Here is a 20,594-nt window from a genome sequence, read left to right on the forward strand (position 1 = left end):
GAGAGGAAGCACCATGCGCACCAACCTTGATCGCCGACATTTCCTGGGACTTGCAGGCCTCGGAGCCGGGGCTGCGGCCCTCGCCGCATGCGGTGGACCGTCGACGGCGGGCACCGCGGACGCCGTCGACGCCGCAACGATCGATTTCGCCGGCGTCAAACCGGCCGCCTCCATCGCCTTCTGGACCAACCACCCAGGCAAGTCCCAGGACGTGGAGAAGGCGATCATCGACAAGTTCCACGCCAAGTTCCCGGACATCAAGGTCAATCTGGTGACGGCTGGTGCCAACTACGAGGAAATCGCCCAGAAGTTCCAAACGTCCCAGGCGGCCAAGACAGGACTTCCGGGCCTGGTGGTCCTGTCCGACGTCTGGTGGTTCCGCTACTTCTCCAACGGCAGCATCATTCCCATCGATGGATTGGTGAAACAGCTGGACATCAAGATCGACGACTTCCAGAGGTCCTTGGTGGACGACTACAAGTACGACGACAAGCAGTGGGCACTCCCCTATGGGCGCTCCACGCCGCTGTTCTACTACAACAAGGACCACTTCAAGGCTGCCGGGCTTCCTGACCGCGCACCGGCCACGTGGCAGGAATTCGCGGAATGGGCACCCAAGCTCAAGGCCACCTCAGGCGCCCAATACGCCTACATCTACCCCGCCTTGGCTGGCTACGCCGGCTGGACCCTGCAGAACAACCTCTGGGGCTGGGGCGGCAGCTGGTCCAAGGACTGGGACATCACCTGCGATTCCAAAGAGTCCGTTGCTGCGCTGCAGTGGGCCCAGGACTCCATCTACAAGGACGGCTGGGCCGGCGTCTCGTCCAAGGAAGCCGCTGACGACTTTGCCGCCGGCATCACCTCGTCCACCATTTCCTCCACCGGATCCCTGCTGGGTGTCCTGAAGGCGGCCAAGTTCAACGTGGGCGTCGGCTTCCTCCCGGGCGGGCCAGAGGCACCCACCGGCGTGTGCCCCACCGGTGGTGCGGGCCTGGGCATCCCCAGCGGCATCAGCAAGGAAGAGCAGTTGGCAGCCGCGACGTTCCTCAAGTTCATGACTGAGCCGGAGAACACTGCCGCATTCTCCGCAGCAACGGGTTACATGCCTACCCGGCTCTCGGCTGACATGTCCGCCGTCCTCGCAGCGACACCGCAGATCAAGACCGCCATGGACCAGCTCGCGGCCACCAAGGTCCAGGACAACGCACGCGTGTTCCTCCCTGGGGCTGATCAGGAAATGGCCAAGTCGGCAGCCAAGATCCTCACCCAGCAAGGCGATGTCCAGGCAACCATGACCGAGCTGAAGAAGACGCTCGAAGGCATCTACACCAAGGACGTCAAGCCCAAGCTGAAAGCATAACTTCCTTTGAACGCCAGAAAAGCCGGGCTGCTTCAGCAGCCCGGCTTTTCTTTTGCAGGTGTCAGGGAATCGGGACAGGCACGACACCGAGCGGCGCCAACTGCTCTGCGCCTCCGTCCGGGGCGGACAGGACCCAGATGCCCTTTTCATGAACGGCTACCGAGTGCTCCCACTGGCAGGACCGCTTGCCGTCGGTGGTGACAACGGTCCAGTCGTCGTCGAGCGTGGCCGTCTCTATGCCGCCACGTACCAGCATGGGTTCGATGGCGAGGCACAGGCCCGGGCGGATCTTGGGGCCGCGGTGACCGGTCCTGTAGTTCAGGACATCCGGTGCCATGTGCATTTCCGAACCGATGCCGTGGCCGACGTAGTCCTCCAGGATACCCAGGGGCTTGCCTTGGACGGAGGACACGTAGTCATCGATGGCGTTCCCAATGTCTCCGACGAATTTGCCTTGGGCCAGGGCAGCGATGCCGCGCCACATGGCAGCTTCAGTCACATCCGAAAGACGCTGGTCTTCTGGATCGGCGGCACCGACGATGACCGTCCGTGCCGAGTCTGAGTGCCAGCCATCCACGATGCAGCCGCCGTCGATGGAGATGATGTCGCCATCTTCCAGGACGCGTCCACCGGGGATACCGTGGACCACTTCTTCGTTGACGGACGTGCAGATGGTGGCGGGGAAGCCGTGGTAACCGAGGAAGTTCGACTTGGCCCCGGCGCCGTTGAGGACCGCGGCGAATACATCGTCAAGGTCCTTGGTGGTGACGCCCGGCTTGGCCGCCGCAACGGCAGCGTCGAGTGCACGGCTCAGCACAAGTCCGGCCTGGTGCATGGTGCGCATTTGCTCGTTTGTTTTGTATTCAATGCGGGGCTGACCGAACGCCATGTTCTCCTCTGGAAAATTGTTTGTTGGGGCCGATCACACGGTCCCATGCTCCGACCATTTTCCCGTATCTGGGAGCGTGGTTGAAATTGGCACGATTGCTTCAACGAAGAAGGGTGTGCCCCGCACCAACGGTACGGGGCACACCCTTTGCTCCACCGCCGGACACCCGGCTATGTGGACAACGAGCTAGACGGCCTTGGCCGACTCGATTGCCGTGAGGACACGGTCGGTAACTTCGTCGATACCGCCGATGCCATCAACCTGCGTGAGAATTCCACGCTCGGCATACTTGGCAACAACTGCTTCGGTCTGCTCGTGGTAGAGGTCCAGACGGTGACGGATCACGGTCTCGTTGTCATCCGAGCGGCCGGTTTCCTTGGCACGGCCAAGGAGACGGGCTACCAGTACTTCGTCGTCGGCGGTCAACTGGAGCACGACGTCGAGCTCCTGCTCACCCTCAGCGAGGATCTGGTCCAGGAAGTCCACCTGCGCCGTGGTGCGCGGGTAGCCGTCCAGGAGGAAGCCGTTCTCGACGTCGTCCTGGCTCAGGCGATCACGAACCATGTTGTTCGTGACGCTGTCCGGAACGAAGTCGCCGGCATCCATGTACTTCTTGGCCTCGATGCCCAAAGGGGTTTCGCCCTTTACGTTGGCACGGAAGATGTCGCCCGTGGAGATGGCGACTACGCCGAGGCGCTCGGAAATCCGTTCAGCCTGCGTACCCTTGCCCGAACCGGGAGGTCCAATGATCAGCATTCTCGTCATCGCAAAAGCCCTTCGTAGTGACGTTGTTGTAGCTGCGCATCAATCTGCTTGACGGTTTCCAGGCCGACACCCACCATGATCAGGATTGACGTGCCACCGAACGGGAAGTTCTGGTTGGCGTTGATCAGGACGAGTGCAACCAGCGGAATCAACGCGACGAAGCCCAGGTACAGGGCTCCAGGCAGGGTGATCCTGGAAAGCACGTACTGCAGGTAGTCCGCGGTCGGTTTACCCGCCCGGATGCCCGGAATGAACCCGCCGTACTTCTTCATGTTGTCCGACACTTCTTCAGGGTTGAAGGTGATGGCCACGTAGAAGTAGGTAAAGAACACGATCATGGCGAAGTAGAGCGCCATGTAGATGGGGTGGTCGCCGCGGGTGAGGTTGTTGTTGATCCACTCAACCCACGGTGCCATTTGCTCGCCGGGCGCCGGCTGGTTGAACTGCGCAATCAAGCCGGGCAGGTAGAGCATGGAGGAAGCGAAGATGACAGGCACGACGCCGGCCATGTTCACTTTGATGGGGATGTAGGTGCTGGTGCCACCCACGGTTCGGCGTCCGATCATGCGCTTGGCGTACTGAACCGGAACGCGACGCTGCGACTGCTCCACGAAGACCACCAAAGCCACCGTGAGCAGGCCGACGGCCAGAACGGTGAAGAAGGTTCCCGGGCCCTTGGACTCCCAGATGGAACCGAGCGAGCCGGGGAAGCTGGCTGCGATGGAGGTGAAGATGAGCAGCGACATGCCGTTGCCAACACCCTTTTCAGTGACCAGCTCGCCCATCCACATGATGAGGCCCGTACCGGCCGTCAGTGTGATGATGATGAGGATGGTGGTCATGATGCTGTCATCAGGAATGATGGGCAGGTTACAGCCAGGCAGAAGTTGGCCGGATCGGGCAAGCGACACCAACGTGGTGGCGTTGAGCAGGCCGAGGGCGATCGTGAGGTACCGGGTGTACTGCGTCAACTTTGACTGTCCCGAGGAACCTTCTTCGTACAGCTGCTGGAACCGGGGAATGACTACCCGGAGCAACTGCACGATGATGCTCGCCGTGATGTAGGGCATGATGCCCAAGGCAAAGACTGAAACCTGCAGCAACGCGCCGCCGCTGAACAAGTTCACCAGCTGGTAGATGCCCTGCGAGGTGTCACCGGTGTTCAAGCATTGCTGGACATTCTGGTAGTTCACACCAGGCGAGGGGATGAAAGCTCCCAAGCGGAAGATTGTGATGATTCCCAGCGTGAACAACAACTTGCGTCGCAAATCAGGCGTCCGAAACGCCCGGCCGAATGCGCTTAGCAAGCGTCCTCCTGAGTAGAAAGTACAAGGATGTGGAAGGGATCAATGAAACCCAACAACCGAGTCTAACTGCTTGTGACGCCGTCGTAATAATCGAGAGTCCACAATCACGCAAAAAATCCCGGTACACCGGGCCGAGGCCCCGCGTACCGGGATTTTTTTACAACGGGCATCTGCCCCACTGACTCTTAGAGAGTGGTGGTGCTTCCGCCTGCTGCGGCAATCTTTTCCGAAGCGCTGGAAGAGAATGCGTGGACGGTGACGTCAACCTTGACGGTGATGTCGCCGGTGCCAAGCACCTTGACGGGCTGGTTCTTGCGAACTGCACCCTTCTCAACCAGGGACTCGACGGTGACAGTGCCACCTTCCGGGAACAGCTCGTTGAGCTTCTCCAGGTTTACAACCTGGAACTCGACCCGGAACGGGTTCTTGAAGCCGCGCAGCTTCGGCAGGCGCATGTGCAGCGGCAGCTGGCCGCCGGCAAAGCCAGCCTTTACCTGGTAGCGGGCCTTCGTACCCTTGGTACCGCGACCAGCGGTCTTACCCTTGGAGCCTTCACCACGACCAACACGGGTCTTGGCGGTCTTGGCACCCGGGGCGGGACGCAGGTGGTGGACCTTCAGAGCGTTCTGCTTCTCAGCAGTCTCTGCGGCGGTCTTGTTCTCTGCCATTACTTCGCCTCCTCTACATTCACGAGGTGCGGAACCGTGTTGAGCATGCCAACGGTCACGGCGTCAGCGTTGCGGACAACAGTGTGTCCGATGCGCTTCAGGCCGAGGGAGCGAAGGGTCGCAATCTGGTTCTGCTTGGCGCCAATGACGCCCTTGATCTGGGTGATCTCCAACTTGGCGTCGGAGGGAGTCAGGTTCTTAGCCATGACTAAACACCTGCCTTCTGGTTCTGGAGCGCGCGCACCAGAGCAGCAGGAGCAACCTCGTCCAGCGGCAGGCCACGGCGGGCAGCCACGGAAGCGGGCTCTTCGAGCTGCTTCAGAGCGGCAACGGTCGCGTGAACGATGTTGATCGCGTTGGAAGAACCGAGCGACTTGGAGAGGATGTCGTGGATGCCCACGCACTCCAGTACAGCGCGGACCGGACCACCGGCAATAACACCGGTACCGGCGGAAGCCGGACGCAGCAGGACTACGCCTGCAGCAGCTTCACCCTGCACACGGTGCGGGATGGTGCTGCCAACGCGGGGAACGCGGAAGAAGGACTTCTTGGCCTCTTCAACGCCCTTTGCGATAGCTGCGGGAACTTCCTTGGCCTTGCCGTAGCCCACGCCGACCATACCGTTGCCGTCACCGACGACGACCAGAGCGGTGAAGCTGAAGCGACGACCACCCTTGACGACCTTGGCAACGCGGTTGATGGTGACAACGCGCTCTACGAACTGGCTCTTCTCGGCTTCACGACCGCCGTCGCGGCCACCACGGCCACCACGGTCGCCGCGGCCCTGGCCACGGTCGCCACGCTCGCCACGACGTCCGCCGCGGCGGTCATCGGTAGCGGGTGCGGTCTCAGTTGCTTCAGCAGCTACAGCTTCAGTCACCTGAATGTCCTTTTCGTTATTTTCAACGGTCACAGTGCCAGCCCACCTTCGCGAGCACCGTCAGCGACGGCGGCGATGCGGCCGTGGTACTTGTTACCGCCACGGTCGAAGACAACAGCTTCGACGCCTGCAGCCTTGGCACGCTCGGCAACGAGCTCGCCGACGCGCTTGGCCTTGGCAGTCTTGTCTCCGTCAAACGCGCGAAGGTCAGCTTCCAGGGTGGAAGCGTAAGCCACGGTTACACCCTTGCTGTCATCGACAACCTGGACGAATACGTGACGTGCCGAACGGTTGACGACCAGACGAGGACGTACAGCCGTACCGGTGATGCGCTTGCGGATACGAAGCTGGCGACGGCTGCGTGCAGCAGACTTGCTCTTGTTCGTACGCTTCTTGTTAATTGCGATGGCCATGGTTTACTTACCAGCCTTTCCGACCTTGCGGCGGATGACTTCGCCGGCGTAACGGACACCCTTGCCCTTGTAGGGGTCAGGCTTGCGCAGCTTGCGAATGTTGGCAGCAACCTCGCCGACCTGCTGCTTGTTGATACCCGAAACAGAGAGCTTGGTCGGACCCTCCACTACGAAGGTGATGCCTTCGGGTGCAGAGACGTTAACCGGGTGGCTGTAGCCCAGAGCGAACTCCAGGTCAGAACCCTTGGCCTGAACGCGGTAACCGGTACCAACGATTTCAAGCTTCTTCTCGTAGCCCTCGGTAACGCCCTGGATCATGTTGGCGATCAGGGTGCGGGTCAGGCCGTGCAGCGAACGCGAGTTGCGCTCGTCGTTCGGGCGGGTGACCGTGAGAGTGTTTTCTTCCTGGGTAACCTCGATCGGGCTGGCCACAGTGTGGCTCAGCTCGCCCTTGGCACCTTTGACGCTGATGACGGAGCCATCGAGCTTGACCTCAACTCCGGCAGGAACGGTGATGGGGAGACGTCCAATACGTGACATTATTCTCTTCCTTTCCCGTTACCAGACGTACGCGAGGACTTCGCCGCCCACGCCCTTCTTACCGGCCTGCTTGTCAGTCAGGAGGCCGGAAGAGGTGGACAGGATTGCGATACCCAGGCCACCCAGCACGTGAGGCAGGTTGGTGGACTTCGCGTAAACGCGGAGGCCCGGCTTGGAGATGCGGCGGACGCCAGCGATGGAACGCTCGCGGTTCGGACCGAACTTCAGGTCGATGGTCAGCTTCTTGCCAACCTCGGCGTCTTCTTCCTTCCAGCCGGCAATGTAGCCTTCTGCCTTCAGGATGTCAGCAACGCGTGCCTTCAGCTTGCTGTACGGCATGGACACGGTGTCGTGGTATGCCGAGTTTGCATTGCGCAGACGCGTGAGCATGTCTGCGACAGGATCTGTCATAGTCATTTGGGCTATAGCCCTTCCTCGTACCGGTTTCCGTTGCGCTGGCTCTTAGGAGCCTGCGCGGACGGACCTGTCACGTAGTTAGTTTTCGGTCTTGAACGGGAAACCAAGCGCCTTGAGCAGCGCGCGGCCTTCGTCATCGGTCTTGGCGGTGGTGACGACCGTGATGTCCATACCGCGAACGCGGTCAATGGAGTCCTGGTCGATTTCGTGGAACATAACCTGCTCGGTCAGACCGAAGGTGTAGTTGCCGTTGCCATCAAACTGCTTGCCGTTGAGGCCGCGGAAGTCACGGATACGCGGCAGTGCCAGCGAAACCAGACGATCCACGAATTCCCACATGCGGTCTCCACGCAGAGTTGCGTGTGCACCGATCGGCATGCCTTCGCGCAGCTTGAACTGAGCGATCGACTTGCGGGCCTTGGTTACCTGCGGCTTCTGGCCGGTGATCAGGGTGAGGTCGCGGACAGCGCCGTCGATCAGCTTGGAGTCCTTGGCGGCATCTCCAACACCCATGTTCACTACAACCTTCACCAGGCGGGGAACCTGGTTGACGTTCGCGTAGCTGAATTCGTCCTGCAGCGACTTCTTGATGGTCTCTGCGTACTTCGTCTTCAGACGCGGAACGATCTTGTTTGCGACGGTGGTCTCAGACAGTGTCTCACTCATCAGATGTCCTTCCCGGTGGCCTTGGACACGCGGATACGGACGGTCTTGGTAGCGCCATCCTTCTCAACGGTGTCGAGACGGAAACCAACACGGGTCGGCTTCTTGGTCGACGGGTCAACCAAAGCAACGTTGGAAACGTGGATCGGGGCCTCAACGACCTCGATGCCACCGGTCTTGGTGCCGCGCTGCGACTGACCGACCTTGGTGTGCTTGGTGACGCGGTTGATTCCCTCTACCAGCACGCGGTTGGTGTCAGGGAATACGCGCAGGACCTTGCCCTGCTTGCCGCGGTCGCCGCCGCGTTCCTGCTTGGCGCCGGTGATGACCTGTACGAGGTCACCCTTCTTGATCTTAGCCATGGACTAAAGCACCTCCGGGGCCAGCGAAACGATCTTCATGAACTTCTTGTCGCGAAGTTCACGACCAACCGGGCCGAAGATACGGGTACCGCGGGGGTCACCGTCGTTCTTCAGGATCACAGCTGCGTTTTCGTCAAACTTGATGTAGGAACCATCCGCACGGCGGCGTTCCTTCTTGGTACGAACGATGACAGCCTTGACGACGTCACCCTTCTTTACGTTGCCGCCAGGGATAGCGTCCTTGACGGTGGCGACGATGACGTCGCCGATGCCTGCGTAGCGACGACCGGATCCACCGAGAACGCGAATGGTAAGGATTTCCTTAGCACCCGTGTTGTCGGCGACCTTGAGTCGCGACTCCTGCTGAATCAATTTTTACTCCTTGCGTCGCGCCGGTTCTCAGACCGAAATCATGCATACGGAATGAGCCTTGCGGAACGGTTGATCGGGGTGTCTCTTGACCTGCCTGGATTTTGCCAGTACAGGCCTAAACGCCCGTGCCACAAGCATCAGCTTCCCTTGCAGAAAACTCTGCGCGGGGCAGTATGCAGCGGCACGATTGTTTACGAGGTAGTTGATGACGCACAAGTGGCGCCATACAAACTCAATATCCTAGCACGTTCCAAGGCTGAATCCGAAACGGCCGGAGATGCGGAAAGGCCCGCGTTCCCCAAGGAACGCGGGCCTTCCCAGTGAACCCTGCCAGGCAAGCCCGGCGATGGATTTACTTGGCCTTTTCGAGGATCTCCACCAGACGCCACCGCTTGGTAGCGGAGAGCGGGCGGGTCTCAGAGATGAGAACGAGGTCGCCGATGCCGGCGGTGTTCTCTTCGTCGTGAGCCTTGATCTTCGAGGTGCGGCGAATAACCTTGCCGTACAGAGCGTGCTTCACGCGGTCTTCAACCTGAACAACGATGGTCTTTTCCATCTTGTCAGAGACAACGTAGCCGCGACGCGTCTTACGGTAACCGCGCTGTTCAGCGCTGGCTGCTGCTTCCGTCACAGTTTCCTTCTCGCTCACTTGGCGTCCTCTCCAGCTTCAACCTCGGCCTTTTCAGCCTTGGCAGCCTTCTTGGACTTCTTTTCTTCCTTGGCTTCCACAACCGGTGCGGCAACCTCGGCACGAATGCCCAGCTCGCGCTCACGGAGCACGGTGTAGATGCGTGCGATGTCCTTCTTTACCGCGCGCAGGCGACCGTGGTTCTCCAGCTGTCCGGTGGCGGACTGGAAACGCAGGTTGAACAGCTCTTCCTTGGACTTGCGGAGTTCTTCAACGAGACGCTCGTTGTCGAAACCGTCCAGCTGTGCGGGTGCGAGATCCTTCGACCCTACTGCCATTTCTATTCACCACCTTCGCGACGCACAATGCGTGCCTTCAACGGGAGCTTGTGGATTGCCAGGCGCAGGGCCTCGCGAGCTACCTCTTCATTGACACCGGAGAGTTCGAAGAGAACCCGGCCCGGCTTGACGTTTGCGACCCACCATTCCGGAGAACCCTTACCGGAACCCATGCGGGTTTCGGCAGGCTTCTTCGTCAGCGGACGGTCCGGGTAGATGTTGATCCAGACCTTGCCGCCACGCTTGATGTGGCGGGTCATCGCGATACGAGCGGACTCGATCTGACGGTTCGTCACGTATGCCGGGCTCAGGGCCTGGATACCGTACTCGCCGAAGCTGACCTTGGTGCCGCCCGTAGCAGCGCCGGAACGACCCGGGTGGTGCTGCTTACGGTGCTTGACTCGACGTGGGATAAGCATTTAAGCCTGTCCTCCTTCTGCTGCGGGGGCAGCAGCTTCAGCGGCCGGTGCTTCAACGGCAGCAGGTGCTGCCTCAGCTGCCGGACGGTCGTTACGACGACGGCGGTCGCCACCCGGGCGGCCCGGACGGTCTCCTGCACGGCCACGGGACGGAGCAGCAGCTGCCTGCTGAGCCAGTTCCTTGGCAGTTACGTCACCCTTGTAGATCCAAACCTTCACACCAATGCGGCCGAAGGTGGTCTTGGCTTCGTAGAAGCCGTAGTCGATGTTCGCGCGGAGGGTGTGCAGGGGCACACGGCCTTCGCGGTAGAACTCCGAGCGGGACATTTCTGCTCCACCCAGACGGCCCGAGCAAGCAACACGGATGCCCTTGGCACCCGCACGCTGTGCGGACTGCATTGCCTTCTTCATCGCACGGCGGAAAGCCACGCGGGAAGTCAGCTGCTCGGCGATGCCCTGCGCAACAAGCTGTGCTTCCATCTCGGGGTTCTTGACCTCGAGGATGTTCAGCTGAACCTGCTTGCCGGTGAGCTTTTCGAGCTCGCCGCGGATGCGGTCTGCTTCGGCGCCGCGGCGACCGATAACGATACCCGGGCGTGCCGTGTGGATATCCACGCGGACACGGTCACGGGTGCGCTCGATCTCGACCTTGGCGATGCCGGCGCGCTCCATGCCGGTGGACATGAGCTGACGGATCTTGATGTCCTCGCGGACGAAATCCTTGTAGCGCTGTCCGGGCTTGGTGCTGTCAGCGAACCAGTGCGAAACGTGGTCGGTGGTGATGCCGAGTCGGAACCCGTGCGGGTTTACTTTCTGTCCCACTTAGCGAGCCTCCTCTTTCTCCGGGGTTGCGACGACCACGGTGATGTGGCTGGTCCGCTTCCTAATGCGGTAGGCGCGGCCCTGGGCACGCGGCTGGAACCGCTTCATGGTCGGGCCTTCATCAACGAATGCTTCGCTGATGAACAGGTCGCTGTCGTCGAATGCAACGCCGTCACGGTCCGCGAGGACACGTGCGTTGGCCATTGCCGACTGAAGTACCTTGAATACCGGCTCCGAAGCTGCCTGGGGGGCAAACTTCAGAATTGCCAGAGCCTCATTCGCTTGCTTACCACGAACAAGGTTGACGACGCGCCGGGCCTTCATAGGCGTTACGCGGATGTGACGCGCAATAGCCTTGGCTTCCATTGCTTTCCTTCTCTCGTCTAAGACGTAAGGTCAGGCGCCTAGCGGCGCTTGCCCTTACGGTCGTCCTTAACATGGCCGCGGAATGTCCGCGTGGGAGCGAATTCGCCGAGCTTGTGCCCGACCATCGACTCAGTGACAAACACCGGAATGTGCTTGCGTCCGTCGTGTACGGCGATCGTGTGCCCGAGCATGTCGGGGATGATCATCGAACGGCGGGACCAGGTCTTGATGACGTTCTTGGTGCCCTTATCGTTTTCCCGTGCGACCTTCACAAAGAGGTGCTGGTCAACGAAAGGACCTTTTTTCAGGCTGCGTGGCATGTGTCCAGGCTCCTATCGCTTGTTCTTGCCAGTACGGCGGCGACGAACAATAAGCTTGTCGCTCTCTTTGTTCGGACGGCGGGTACGGCCCTCGGGCTTGCCGTTCGGGTTAACCGGGTGACGTCCACCGGAAGTCTTACCTTCACCACCACCGTGCGGGTGGTCAACCGGGTTCATGGCTACACCACGGACTGTCGGGCGAACGCCCTTCCAGCGCATACGGCCGGCCTTGCCCCAGTTGATGTTCGACTGCTCGGCGTTGCCGACCTCGCCGACGGTTGCGCGGCAGCGCACGTCAACGTTGCGGATTTCACCGGAGGGCAGACGCAGCTGTGCGAAGCGGCCTTCCTTGGCAACGAGCTGTACCGAAGCACCTGCGGAACGAGCCATCTTGGCGCCGCCACCCGGACGCAGTTCAACTGCGTGGATTACGGTACCAACCGGGATGTTGCGCAGCGGCAGGTTGTTGCCCGGCTTGATGTCAGCGTCAGGACCAGCCTCGACGAAGTCACCCTGGGACAGCTTGTTAGGAGCGATGATGTAACGCTTGGTGCCATCAACGTAGTGCAGGAGTGCGATGCGAGCCGTGCGGTTCGGGTCGTACTCGATTTCGGCAACGCGGGCGTTGATGCCGTCCTTGTCGTGACGACGGAAGTCGATCAGACGGTACTGGCGCTTGTGCCCACCACCCTTGTGACGGGTGGTGATCTTACCGGAGTTGTTACGGCCGCCGGTTTTGTGCAGCGGACGCAGCAACGACTTTTCCGGAGTCGATCGCGTGATTTCAGCAAAGTCGGCTACGCTCGAGCCACGACGGCCCGGGGTAGTCGGCTTGTATTTACGGATTCCCATAATTTATTTCCTCGTTAAAGTGGTCTCCGCTACGCGAGCGGACCGCCGAAGATGTCGATTGTGCCTTCTTTGAGGGTGACAATTGCACGCTTGGTGCTCTTGCGCTGTCCCCAGCCGAATTTGGTGCGCTTGCGCTTACCGGCACGGTTGATGGTGTTGATCGAGTCAACCTTGACCGAGAAGATCTTCTCGACGGCCAGCTTGATCTCGGTCTTGTTCGAGCGAGGGTCCACCAGGAAGGTGTACTTGCCTTCGTCGATCAGACCGTAGCTCTTTTCCGATACGACGGGTGCAAGCACGACGTCGCGCGGGTCCTTGATGGTGGTTACGCTCACTTGGAGGCCTCCTCGTTCTTTGCCTTGTCAGCGACGAACGCCTCGAAAGCAGCCTTGGTGAAGACCACGTCGTCGGAGACAAGCACGTCGTAGGTGTTCAGCTGGTCTGCGTACAGAACGTGAACATCCTGGAGGTTGCGCACGGAAAGTGCAGCAACATCGTTGGCGCGCTCGATAACGACGAGCAGGTTCTTGCGCTCAGTAACGGAGCGCAGCGAAGCCAGTGCGTCCTTGGCAGACGGCTTGGTGCCGGCTACCAGTTCAGCGATGACGTGGATGCGGCCATTGCGGGCGCGGTCAGACAGGGCGCCGCGGAGTGCAGCAGCCTTCATCTTCTTAGGGGTGCGCTGGCTGTAGTCACGAGGGGTCGGACCGTGGACAACGCCACCGCCGGTCATGTGAGGAGCACGGATGGAACCCTGACGGGCGCGGCCGGTACCCTTCTGCTTGAACGGCTTGCGACCTGCACCGGAAACCTCGGCGCGGGTCTTCGTCTTGTGGGTACCCTGGCGTGCAGCAGCGAGCTGTGCGACGACGACCTGGTGCAGCAGCGGCACGTTGGTCTGGACGTCGAAGATCTCTGCAGGCAGGTCTACCTTGACAGTGCTAGTCATTGAACTAGGCTCCCTTCACGGCGGTGCGTACGAGTACGACCTGGCCGCGGGCACCGGGGACGGCACCCTTGATAAGGAGCAGCGACTTCTCAACGTCAACAGCGTGAACCGTGAGGTTCAGCGTGGTGTGACGCTCGGCGCCCATGCGGCCGGCCATTTTCAGGCCCTTGAAGACGCGGCTCGGGGTGGATGCGCCACCGATGGAGCCAGGCTTACGGTGGTTCTTGTGGGCACCGTGGGAAGCGCCAACGCCGTGGAAGCCGTGACGCTTCATAACACCGGCGAAGCCCTTACCCTTTGAGGTGCCGACGACGTCGATCTTCTGGCCGGCTTCGAAGATCTCAACAGAGAGCTCCTGGCCCAGCTCGTAGGATGCGGCGTCTGCGGTACGCAGTTCGACGACGTGGCGGCGAGGGGTGACGCCAGCCTTTTCAAAGTGACCAGCCAGCGGCTTGGTGACCTTGCGGGGGTCGATCTGGCCGTAGCCGATCTGGACGGCGACATAGCCATCGACATCTGCGTTGCGCAGCTGCGTGATGACGTTGGAGTCAGCCTGGACGACAGTTACCGGGATGAGCTTGTTGTTCTCGTCCCAGACCTGGGTCATGCCGAGCTTCGTGCCCAGCAGGCCCTTTACGTTACGGGTTGCGGTCATAGTCTCTCAGCACCTCCCTAGAGCTTGATTTCGATGTTCACGTCTGCAGGCAGGTCGAGACGCATAAGCGAGTCAACGGCCTTCGGCGTGGGGTCGATGATGTCGATCAGACGCTTGTGAGTACGCATTTCAAAGTGCTCACGGCTGTCCTTGTACTTGTGAGGAGAGCGAATAACGCAGTAAACGTTCTTCTCCGTGGGCAGCGGCACCGGGCCGACTACCGTTGCGCCTGCGCGCGTGACCGTCTCAACGATCTTCCGCGCTGAAACATCAATGACCTCGTGGTCATATGACTTCAGCCGGATGCGGATTTTTTGTCCCGCCATGTCGCCTGACTCTCTTTCAGCTAGTGCTGCTCTAGTTAGGGCTGCTCTGTTTACTTACCTGTTGATGTGGCCGCCGAAGCGTTTGAGGTTGTACCACCACACGCCGCACAAGCTGAATCCGGATATTCCGGGTTCCTCAACCTGTCGGCGCACCGACCCCCGCGGTCGGGCGTGTCGCGATTTCCACGCAGACTCGACCGCATTCCATGGGGTTCAGGGTTATGTTTGGGCTTCAACCTGGACCCTGACACCCGGCATTATCCGGATCGGGACACGAAGAAGCGCTTGAACAACTCATCCAGTATGGCGGAAATGTGGGGCAAAGGCCAATCGGGCCCTTGGGGGCCATTGCCCGGCCGCCAGCGGCTGAGGAAGATGGGGGCATGACCGTCCAGGATTCAGGCTCCGTGGAAGACCTCGCCGCACGGTTGCGTCCGGGTTTCACGCTTGGCGTGGCCGCCGCTGCTTTCCAGATCGAGGGCTCGCTCACCGCGGACGGCCGCGGCCCATCGGGCTGGGATGCGTTCGCCGAAAAGCCGGGAGCAATTGTCGACGGCGGCTCCCCCACCGTAGCGTGCGACCATTACAACCGCTCTGATGAAGACATCGCATTGATGCAGGAGCTCGGCATAGATTCGTACCGCTTCTCACTCTCGTGGCCGCGCATCCAGCCCGGTGGCAAGGGGGCAATGAATCAGCGGGGGCTGGACTTTTATGACCGCCTGATCGACAAACTCCTGGCCGCCGGCATCTCCCCCATGGCCACCTTGTTCCACTGGGACACCCCGTTGGAGTTGGAACACGCCGGCGGTTGGATGAACAGGGACACAGCCGAACGCTTTGCGGTCTATTGCGCCGCCGCCGCAGAGCGCTTCGGTGACCGTGTGGAACGCTGGGTCACCTTGAACGAGCCAGTGTCCGTCACTCTGCAGGGCTACGCTTTGGGCGTTCATGCTCCGGGTCGCCAGTTGTTGTTCGATGCCCTCCCAGCCGCCCATCATCAATTACTCGGGCACGGCCTGGCGGTCCAGGCGCTCCGGACCGCGGGGGTCAAAGGAGAGGTTGGGGTCTCCAACATGCATTCCCCTGTCCAGCCCGCCAGCAACAGCTTGGGTGATCGCCTGATGGCCCAGTCCTTCGATCTGATCCTGAACCGTGTCTATGCCGACGCAATACTGCTCGGCCAGTACCCCAAGCCACCGCTTCCCATGAAACCTTGGTTCCGATCCCTGGGCACCATCCACGATGGCGACCTCGCGTTGATCAGCCAACCCTTGGATTTCTATGGGCTCAACTACTACTACCCCATCAAGGTTGCGGCGGGCCCCGGTCCGGCGGAGATCCCCACCGGAACCTCTCCGGAAATGACCAAAGTTCCCTTCCACTTGGCCGCCTACCAGGAGTACGACACGACGGGCTTCGGCTGGCCGGTGGCACCCGAACATCTGGCATTGCTATTGCGAGAGATGAAGGACCGCTACGGGGACGCCCTTCCACCCTTGTACATCACGGAGGGCGGAGCCAGCTTCCCCGAACCCGCCCATGTTGACGGTCCTGTCCAAGACACCAACCGCATCACATATTTGGCTGAGCACCTGGGCCACGCCTTGACCGCGACAGGTCCGGGGGGCCTGGCCCAAGACGTGGATCTACGCGGCTACTATGTGTGGACGCTGCTGGACAATTTTGAGTGGGCCGCGGGGTACTCACAACGCTTCGGCCTTGTTCACGTGGACTTCGAGTCCTTGGAAAGGACTCCCAAGGATTCCTTCTACTGGTATCGCGCCCTGGGACGTGCGCGCAACCATCCCGCGTAGCCCAGCCAGGTTAAATCAGCCTATTGATTCTTGTTGGCGCGCCTGATGCGCTTGGCCCGTTCAATCTCGTTCCGAAAGTTCTTGCGGCCCCACAGCACTCCGCCGCCGATAGCGACGATGACTGCCAGGAAAATCAGGAATTCCATGGTGCGCTCCTCTGCCTAGACTGCAACATTATCGGATGACGTCCCGGCTCCGCGAAGGGGCATCACTCGGATCTCCTCCGGGTGCCGGCAACCCGGTGGCCGCTGGAGGTTTCCGGTTCAGGCGCCACACTGCCAGCACAATCAAGGCCACGGCAACCAGCGCCAGCATGGCGAAGGCGTATGAACGAAGCGCCCACATCACGCTCAACGCAACACCAGCCGCACCCCACCACACGAACACCCTTTCGGCCAGGAGCAGCCCGGCCGCCAGGAGAACCACGTGTGCCACCAGAACGTACAGTTGCTGCGATGTGGTACCGCCCAAGATCGTTCCCAAGGACGTCAGGGACAGCGCACCCGCGGCAAGGCACAATCGCAGCAAGCCATCGCTCCGCTCCCGCTTCATATAGCGCAGCCCTGCTATAACAGCACCGGCTATGACGTACCACTGCGCAGTCCAGAACCAATCGGGAATGGCCCCGTCCACGAACAGCATTGCCCTTTGGAGGGAAGCCAGGGCCAGCAAGCCTGCAATCTCCCCCGCAAGCCACTTGCCGTAAGGAATCTCGGCAACCACCAGCACACCGGTTGCCACCACCAAGGCGAAGCCGACCAAGGATGTTTCATCGTGCACTAGCCCCACTGCGGCAGAACAAGCAAGTGCCAGAGCTGCGGTTGCAGCTACGGCGTTCCGGCGCCACGACTCTTCCTTGATGGACGCCCCACCGAGAATCCTGATCGCGTACATGGCCACCGCGGTGCCCACTCCACCCACGAGCCAGGGCGCGTAATCGCTCCACACACCCGCTGGCAGGCCGCCCAGCAAACCTTCGACGGCGGGTGCGGCACCTACCAGCACAGAAGGGGCAGCTGCGGCGTAAAGGCGAGGTAGCCGCTCGAGGTGGGATGCAGCGAACAGCGTAGACGCCAGTACCAGCACCGCCAACCCGGCGAGGGCTGTGGAAACATCCAAGGCCAAGAGTCCACCGGCAGCGATGAAAGCCAGGGATGACACCAACCAGAACCAACGGTCCGGGTGGTCGCCAGCGGACAGTCCCGCCATCCGTCGCCGCTGGAAGACGACTCGGGCCCCCATCATGGCAACGGCGAGTGCAAGGAGCACAAGCGGGACCTGGGATTTCTCAAGCAAGGGTTCATGGAGCCAGGTGCCAGGAGGGAACGTCAGTGCTGGTCCGGCAGCCATGACCATTGACCCGGTCGCTGCCATGCCGAAGTATTGGGATCTACGTGCGCCCAGCGCACGGGAGGTGACCGCCGCGGAAGCCAGCACGAGGGCCAACTCGACGAGGACCACCCACCGGCCGCCGTCGTCGTAATCTCCCGCCACAACGTACACCAAAGGCAACGCGAGCTGGGCACCCAGGGTGACCCACACCAGGGTGGGTTGGAAGGCGACATCCACCTTCCGGCTGTTCAAGATCCATGTCAGCACGTGCTGCAACACCAGTACCAGGGCCATTGCGATGGACACCGCTGCTGGCGACGCCGTCACATCAGCTACCACCACCGCGATGAAGACGGCGATGAGGCCCCGGACGCCGAGCACATACCCACCCCGGGCAACGCGGTCCCTGACGGCCGTTGCCATGAAGCCGCTGTAGGCGGCGAAGACGCCCAACAGGATCTCAACATCGCGGACGTTCCCCATTCTCAGCGCGATGAGCAGGCCGAAAGCGGCAGGTGCGAACGTCCATGCGGCGGGGTGGTGTCGAAGAGCCACACCGCAGGTGACTGCCGCAAGGGCAGTTACGACTGCCGCGAAGCCTGGCTGCCATCCATCACGCAACAGCGGTTCTCCCGTCACACTGGCGACGGTCAGGACGGTGGAGGCCGCGGCCATAGCTCCCACGACGACGCCGGAGTCAATCATGGAAGCCCGAGGGAAGCGGCGCCGGAAACCCGAGAGCAAGGGAAGGGCCAGCTGGAGGGCCGCTGCCGACACGATGACTAGGGCGACGCTGGGAGCCTCGCCGGCCAGTCGCAGGTGCCATCCATGGTTGGTCGCATCCGCGTAGGCGGTTGCTGCCAGTACGGTGGCACTCGCCCGCGACAACCACCAGTACGCCTGGCGATGGAATGACGCCGGAATCCGCAGGGCGGTCGCGCAGAAGTAGCCCACGGCCACCAAAAGAACCACATTGCCCCAGGTCAATGAGACCACAGCTGCCGCAACCACACCCGCTACAACGGCCGTTGTGGGAGCCAGGAGTTCGCCCAGCGTGGGGCGCCACACGGTGGGACCACCTCTGGCCTCCACCTGCCAAGGGAGCAGCAGGCCGGAAGCCACACCGGCGGAGAGAACAAGCAAAACCGAAGAGGCGACCATCGGGTGACCGGCGTCGTGATCGAATACCGTGAGGGCAAGAAGCCCCGCCACTGCGGCGGCCCCGAATCCAGCCACTGAGGACAGGGGCGCCACGAGCCGGACGCCCGCACGAACCAGCCCAGCGCTTACCAGCTGCTGCACTACAGCCGAAGCCACAAGGGCCACCAAGGAAAGCGCCGCCCGTTGCTGGCTTCCCTCGAATACCCCCGCCGCTACCGCCGGTGCAGCCAGGGTCAGGGCGATCCGGCCGGCGAGGATCAAGTGCTGTCGGTGGGCACTTGGCTGTATGGTCGCCCGAAGTCCCCAATAGACGGCGGAGGACGCGAGGAGTATTGAAACAGGCCATGACCCGAGCAGTCCAACAACAGGCAGAGCCAATCCGAGAACTGCGGCTGGGGCGAACTCCGACCCCATGCCCAGTTTCCACCCCACCACCATGGCGGTCAGCATCGCCACATACAGGGGGACTTCAACTGGCAGCTGGTACCTGCCAAGGCCCAGCACCACTGTGAGGATGGCTGAGGTAACCAGTTGCAGGCCAAGGCACCAGACAGCGTCGGTCCACCAACGGCCTGGAGCCAGCTTTTCCCCGCCCAGTGCCACTCCGATGGATTGAACGCCGAGGCAGATAACTGCAGCAAGCATCACCGTGCTGACATCTTCGGTGATGTCCCACACCAAACCGAGGAGTGCAAGGGTCAAGGCGGCCCGTGCGGCGTAAACATGCTGAATCCTGTACAGGGTGCCCGGTACAAAGACCATCACTGCGAAGTAGATCCCACACATCGCCATGACCAGCGCATACTCCCCCTTCGACAAAAGGTGCGGTGTCAAAGTCACTGCCAACGCCACAAGGGGAACCACCAATGGGTGGAGCAGCATCAGCGGGCGGACATAAAGCGGAGGGATCCAACGGGGTCGGAGCAGCGCTCCAAGCGTCAACGCGATTGCCACGCCGATCAGGGCCGTGAAGTACCAGGCCAACGCACCCCCAAGCATTGCCACGCCCGACCACGCCGTGGACACAACAAAGCTCAGGGACAGGAAGGCAAGGACCTTATTGTCCAACCGGACGGCTGTGTAGGCATAAGCGATGGTTCCCAGCAGGGACGTCAGCAACCAAGCCGCCGGACCGTTGTGGAGCACGAAGTTGTACATTGCCAGACCCGTCACAGGGATAAGCGCCAAGCCAGTGCCAACGAAGGCAATCGCGGCAGGACGCAAGCGGGGCACCCGGGCATGGACGACAAGACCCGAAACGTAAAAGAGGACCGTAATGAACCCGATTCCCACGAATCGGAAAAGTTCAGGAAGGCTCGTGCCTACGAACAGGGCACCAGCAGCCACCAGCAAAAGGCTGGCGACATACAAGGTGATGTTGATGTTCTGTTGGTCCCGCTTTGCCTTCCGCGCCGCCGCAGCTTCGGGCGTCTCCCGAGCCATAGGCGGCTGCTGAGGCCGGGTTACATTCTGCTGAGGTTGGACAAAAGGCCGCTGCGCAGCGACGGCAGGGAACGGGGCAGGCGCGGCAGGTGGAGCCGGTAGGCGTACCGGCGACTGGATGTAGGCAGGATTCGGTGGCAGGTTCACCGGCGCGGGAGCGGGGGCCACCTGGGGAGCCGGTTGAGCCGCACTCCCCTGCCGTTTGGCCTCCGCATCACGCCAGCCAGCCACATGCCCGGCGAGGTAACCTGCCTGATAGGCGCCGCCGTCGCGTTGGACAGGACCCGGAGCGCCGCCCGGTGTCGCCCTGCGACCCTGCCTCACGCCCAGGACATAGCTCAGCGTCCCCGTCACAATGAGGAGCACGAGTACGAGCAATGCATTCATGACAGCTCCTTGGTTGCGCCGGGCGCAGAACCTGCACGGCGTTTATCCATTCGATTGAATAATCGTAGCAAAGAAGAGCCCCACTGCCGAAGCGGTGGGGCTCTTCTGTGCGTAACTACCGGTTGAGCCGGAAGGTCACAGAT

27 protein-coding genes are annotated in these 20,594 nt (G+C 61.4%); 2 read left to right on the forward strand and 25 right to left on the reverse strand.

Going from position 1 to position 20,594, the window contains the following annotated elements; genetic code table 11:
• Positions 1–13 precede the first annotated feature (13 nt).
• A complete protein-coding gene (locus FQP90_RS04860; protein WP_144648588.1) occupies positions 14–1,360 on the forward strand; it encodes an ABC transporter substrate-binding protein in 1,347 nt (448 codons plus the stop codon).
• A 61-nt stretch (positions 1,361–1,421) separates the two neighbouring features.
• Here the strand turns inward: FQP90_RS04860 and map are convergent, their stop codons facing one another.
• The 23 genes from map to rpsJ form a co-directional block, all read right to left on the reverse strand.
• On the reverse strand, positions 1,422–2,249 hold the full coding sequence (map, locus tag FQP90_RS04865; RefSeq protein ID WP_144648589.1) for a type I methionyl aminopeptidase: 828 nt from the start codon (positions 2,247–2,249) through the stop codon (positions 1,422–1,424).
• A gap of 186 nt (positions 2,250–2,435) precedes the next feature.
• On the reverse strand, positions 2,436–3,005 hold the full coding sequence (locus FQP90_RS04870; protein ID WP_208759949.1) for an adenylate kinase: 570 nt from the start codon (positions 3,003–3,005) through the stop codon (positions 2,436–2,438).
• A gap of 5 nt (positions 3,006–3,010) precedes the next feature.
• Positions 3,011–4,321, reverse strand: a complete 1,311-nt coding sequence (gene secY, locus FQP90_RS04875; RefSeq protein WP_144648591.1) for a preprotein translocase subunit SecY — start codon at positions 4,319–4,321, stop codon at positions 3,011–3,013.
• Between the two features lie 185 nt (positions 4,322–4,506).
• The gene (rplO, locus tag FQP90_RS04880) at positions 4,507–4,989 is read right to left on the reverse strand and encodes a 50S ribosomal protein L15 (protein ID WP_144648592.1); all 483 of its coding nucleotides are present in this window, start codon (positions 4,987–4,989) and stop codon (positions 4,507–4,509) included.
• Positions 4,989–5,195 (reverse strand): 50S ribosomal protein L30, encoded by a 207-nt coding sequence (rpmD, locus tag FQP90_RS04885; RefSeq protein WP_090817772.1) that lies wholly within the window; start codon positions 5,193–5,195, stop codon positions 4,989–4,991. Before rpmD ends, rplO begins: the two co-directional genes overlap by 1 nt.
• Before the next feature lie 2 nt (positions 5,196–5,197).
• Positions 5,198–5,869, reverse strand: a complete 672-nt coding sequence (gene rpsE, locus FQP90_RS04890) for a 30S ribosomal protein S5 (RefSeq protein WP_011775581.1) — start codon at positions 5,867–5,869, stop codon at positions 5,198–5,200.
• A 29-nt stretch (positions 5,870–5,898) separates the two neighbouring features.
• The gene (rplR, locus tag FQP90_RS04895; protein WP_089595796.1) at positions 5,899–6,282 is read right to left on the reverse strand and encodes a 50S ribosomal protein L18; all 384 of its coding nucleotides are present in this window, start codon (positions 6,280–6,282) and stop codon (positions 5,899–5,901) included.
• Between the two features lie 3 nt (positions 6,283–6,285).
• Positions 6,286–6,822, reverse strand: coding sequence for a 50S ribosomal protein L6 (gene rplF / locus FQP90_RS04900; protein WP_026539812.1), 537 nt, complete (start codon positions 6,820–6,822; stop codon positions 6,286–6,288).
• An 18-nt stretch (positions 6,823–6,840) separates the two neighbouring features.
• Positions 6,841–7,239, reverse strand: a complete 399-nt coding sequence (gene rpsH / locus FQP90_RS04905; RefSeq protein ID WP_011775584.1) for a 30S ribosomal protein S8 — start codon at positions 7,237–7,239, stop codon at positions 6,841–6,843.
• A gap of 78 nt (positions 7,240–7,317) precedes the next feature.
• A complete protein-coding gene (rplE, locus tag FQP90_RS04910) occupies positions 7,318–7,905 on the reverse strand; it encodes a 50S ribosomal protein L5 (RefSeq protein ID WP_144648593.1) in 588 nt (195 codons plus the stop codon).
• Positions 7,905–8,264: a 50S ribosomal protein L24 gene (gene rplX / locus FQP90_RS04915; RefSeq protein WP_062073171.1), complete on the reverse strand. Its 360-nt coding sequence runs from the start codon at positions 8,262–8,264 to the stop codon at positions 7,905–7,907. The genes rplE and rplX overlap by 1 nt, the downstream gene beginning before the upstream one ends.
• Positions 8,265–8,267: 3 nt before the next feature.
• The gene (gene rplN / locus FQP90_RS04920; RefSeq protein WP_003803789.1) at positions 8,268–8,636 is read right to left on the reverse strand and encodes a 50S ribosomal protein L14; all 369 of its coding nucleotides are present in this window, start codon (positions 8,634–8,636) and stop codon (positions 8,268–8,270) included.
• Between the two features lie 352 nt (positions 8,637–8,988).
• On the reverse strand, positions 8,989–9,285 hold the full coding sequence (rpsQ, locus tag FQP90_RS04925; RefSeq protein ID WP_011775587.1) for a 30S ribosomal protein S17: 297 nt from the start codon (positions 9,283–9,285) through the stop codon (positions 8,989–8,991).
• On the reverse strand, positions 9,282–9,602 hold the full coding sequence (gene rpmC, locus FQP90_RS23745) for a 50S ribosomal protein L29 (RefSeq protein WP_014922387.1): 321 nt from the start codon (positions 9,600–9,602) through the stop codon (positions 9,282–9,284). The genes rpsQ and rpmC overlap by 4 nt, the downstream gene beginning before the upstream one ends.
• Before the next feature lie 2 nt (positions 9,603–9,604).
• Complete coding sequence (rplP, locus tag FQP90_RS04935; RefSeq protein ID WP_003803795.1) at positions 9,605–10,021, reverse strand: 50S ribosomal protein L16; 417 nt, start codon at positions 10,019–10,021, stop codon at positions 9,605–9,607.
• On the reverse strand, positions 10,022–10,843 hold the full coding sequence (gene rpsC / locus FQP90_RS04940) for a 30S ribosomal protein S3 (RefSeq protein ID WP_011775589.1): 822 nt from the start codon (positions 10,841–10,843) through the stop codon (positions 10,022–10,024).
• Positions 10,844–11,209: a 50S ribosomal protein L22 gene (rplV, locus tag FQP90_RS04945; protein WP_090817766.1), complete on the reverse strand. Its 366-nt coding sequence runs from the start codon at positions 11,207–11,209 to the stop codon at positions 10,844–10,846.
• A 38-nt stretch (positions 11,210–11,247) separates the two neighbouring features.
• Positions 11,248–11,529, reverse strand: a complete 282-nt coding sequence (gene rpsS / locus FQP90_RS04950; protein ID WP_011775591.1) for a 30S ribosomal protein S19 — start codon at positions 11,527–11,529, stop codon at positions 11,248–11,250.
• 12 nt (positions 11,530–11,541) lie between these two features.
• Positions 11,542–12,381 (reverse strand): 50S ribosomal protein L2, encoded by an 840-nt coding sequence (gene rplB, locus FQP90_RS04955; RefSeq protein WP_011775592.1) that lies wholly within the window; start codon positions 12,379–12,381, stop codon positions 11,542–11,544.
• A 29-nt stretch (positions 12,382–12,410) separates the two neighbouring features.
• A complete protein-coding gene (gene rplW, locus FQP90_RS04960) occupies positions 12,411–12,716 on the reverse strand; it encodes a 50S ribosomal protein L23 (RefSeq protein ID WP_011775593.1) in 306 nt (101 codons plus the stop codon).
• Positions 12,713–13,330: a 50S ribosomal protein L4 gene (gene rplD, locus FQP90_RS04965; protein ID WP_089595800.1), complete on the reverse strand. Its 618-nt coding sequence runs from the start codon at positions 13,328–13,330 to the stop codon at positions 12,713–12,715. Before rplD ends, rplW begins: the two co-directional genes overlap by 4 nt.
• Before the next feature lie 4 nt (positions 13,331–13,334).
• The gene (gene rplC / locus FQP90_RS04970; RefSeq protein WP_018776685.1) at positions 13,335–13,985 is read right to left on the reverse strand and encodes a 50S ribosomal protein L3; all 651 of its coding nucleotides are present in this window, start codon (positions 13,983–13,985) and stop codon (positions 13,335–13,337) included.
• Between the two features lie 17 nt (positions 13,986–14,002).
• Entirely contained in the window at positions 14,003–14,311 is a 309-nt protein-coding gene (gene rpsJ, locus FQP90_RS04975; RefSeq protein ID WP_003803825.1) for a 30S ribosomal protein S10, read from the reverse strand.
• 383 nt (positions 14,312–14,694) lie between these two features.
• Between rpsJ and FQP90_RS04980 the strand changes: the two genes are divergently transcribed.
• Positions 14,695–16,128, forward strand: coding sequence for a GH1 family beta-glucosidase (locus tag FQP90_RS04980; RefSeq protein WP_144648594.1), 1,434 nt, complete (start codon positions 14,695–14,697; stop codon positions 16,126–16,128).
• 20 nt (positions 16,129–16,148) lie between these two features.
• On the opposite strand, the gene FQP90_RS23750 is transcribed toward FQP90_RS04980, so the two are convergent.
• Positions 16,149–16,274 carry a hypothetical protein gene (locus FQP90_RS23750; protein ID WP_280115942.1) on the reverse strand — a complete coding sequence of 42 codons (126 nt, stop codon included), beginning with the start codon at positions 16,272–16,274 and terminating at the stop codon, positions 16,149–16,151.
• Between the two features lie 28 nt (positions 16,275–16,302).
• On the reverse strand, positions 16,303–20,451 hold the full coding sequence (locus FQP90_RS04985; protein ID WP_144648595.1) for a hypothetical protein: 4,149 nt from the start codon (positions 20,449–20,451) through the stop codon (positions 16,303–16,305).
• Positions 20,452–20,594 lie beyond the last annotated feature (143 nt).

Source organism: Paenarthrobacter nitroguajacolicus (assembly GCF_007786235.1).
GTDB lineage: Bacteria > Actinomycetota > Actinomycetes > Actinomycetales > Micrococcaceae > Arthrobacter > Arthrobacter nitroguajacolicus_A.

Bases quoted from the DNA above. Each gene is read 5' to 3' on its own strand.
- FQP90_RS04860 (WP_144648588.1), top strand. From the start codon at position 14: ATGCGCACCAACCTTGATCGCCGACATTTCCTGGGACTTGCAGGCCTC.
- map (WP_144648589.1), bottom strand. From the start codon at position 2,249: ATGGCGTTCGGTCAGCCCCGCATTGAATACAAAACAAACGAGCAAATG.
- FQP90_RS04870 (WP_208759949.1), bottom strand. From the start codon at position 3,005: ATGCTGATCATTGGACCTCCCGGTTCGGGCAAGGGTACGCAGGCTGAA.
- rplO (WP_144648592.1), bottom strand. From the start codon at position 4,989: ATGGCAGAGAACAAGACCGCCGCAGAGACTGCTGAGAAGCAGAACGCT.
- rpmD (WP_090817772.1), bottom strand. From the start codon at position 5,195: ATGGCTAAGAACCTGACTCCCTCCGACGCCAAGTTGGAGATCACCCAG.
- rplR (WP_089595796.1), bottom strand. From the start codon at position 6,282: ATGGCCATCGCAATTAACAAGAAGCGTACGAACAAGAGCAAGTCTGCT.
- rplF (WP_026539812.1), bottom strand. From the start codon at position 6,822: ATGTCACGTATTGGACGTCTCCCCATCACCGTTCCTGCCGGAGTTGAG.
- rpsH (WP_011775584.1), bottom strand. From the start codon at position 7,239: ATGACTATGACAGATCCTGTCGCAGACATGCTCACGCGTCTGCGCAAT.
- rplE (WP_144648593.1), bottom strand. From the start codon at position 7,905: ATGAGTGAGACACTGTCTGAGACCACCGTCGCAAACAAGATCGTTCCG.
- rplX (WP_062073171.1), bottom strand. From the start codon at position 8,264: ATGGCTAAGATCAAGAAGGGTGACCTCGTACAGGTCATCACCGGCGCC.
- rpmC (WP_014922387.1), bottom strand. From the start codon at position 9,602: ATGGCAGTAGGGTCGAAGGATCTCGCACCCGCACAGCTGGACGGTTTC.
- rplP (WP_003803795.1), bottom strand. From the start codon at position 10,021: ATGCTTATCCCACGTCGAGTCAAGCACCGTAAGCAGCACCACCCGGGT.
- rplV (WP_090817766.1), bottom strand. From the start codon at position 11,209: ATGGAAGCCAAGGCTATTGCGCGTCACATCCGCGTAACGCCTATGAAG.
- rpsS (WP_011775591.1), bottom strand. From the start codon at position 11,529: ATGCCACGCAGCCTGAAAAAAGGTCCTTTCGTTGACCAGCACCTCTTT.
- rplB (WP_011775592.1), bottom strand. From the start codon at position 12,381: ATGGGAATCCGTAAATACAAGCCGACTACCCCGGGCCGTCGTGGCTCG.
- rplD (WP_089595800.1), bottom strand. From the start codon at position 13,330: ATGACTAGCACTGTCAAGGTAGACCTGCCTGCAGAGATCTTCGACGTC.
- rplC (WP_018776685.1), bottom strand. From the start codon at position 13,985: ATGACCGCAACCCGTAACGTAAAGGGCCTGCTGGGCACGAAGCTCGGC.
- rpsJ (WP_003803825.1), bottom strand. From the start codon at position 14,311: ATGGCGGGACAAAAAATCCGCATCCGGCTGAAGTCATATGACCACGAG.
- FQP90_RS04980 (WP_144648594.1), top strand. From the start codon at position 14,695: ATGACCGTCCAGGATTCAGGCTCCGTGGAAGACCTCGCCGCACGGTTG.
- FQP90_RS23750 (WP_280115942.1), bottom strand. From the start codon at position 16,274: ATGGAATTCCTGATTTTCCTGGCAGTCATCGTCGCTATCGGCGGCGGA.
- FQP90_RS04985 (WP_144648595.1), bottom strand. From the start codon at position 20,451: ATGAATGCATTGCTCGTACTCGTGCTCCTCATTGTGACGGGGACGCTG.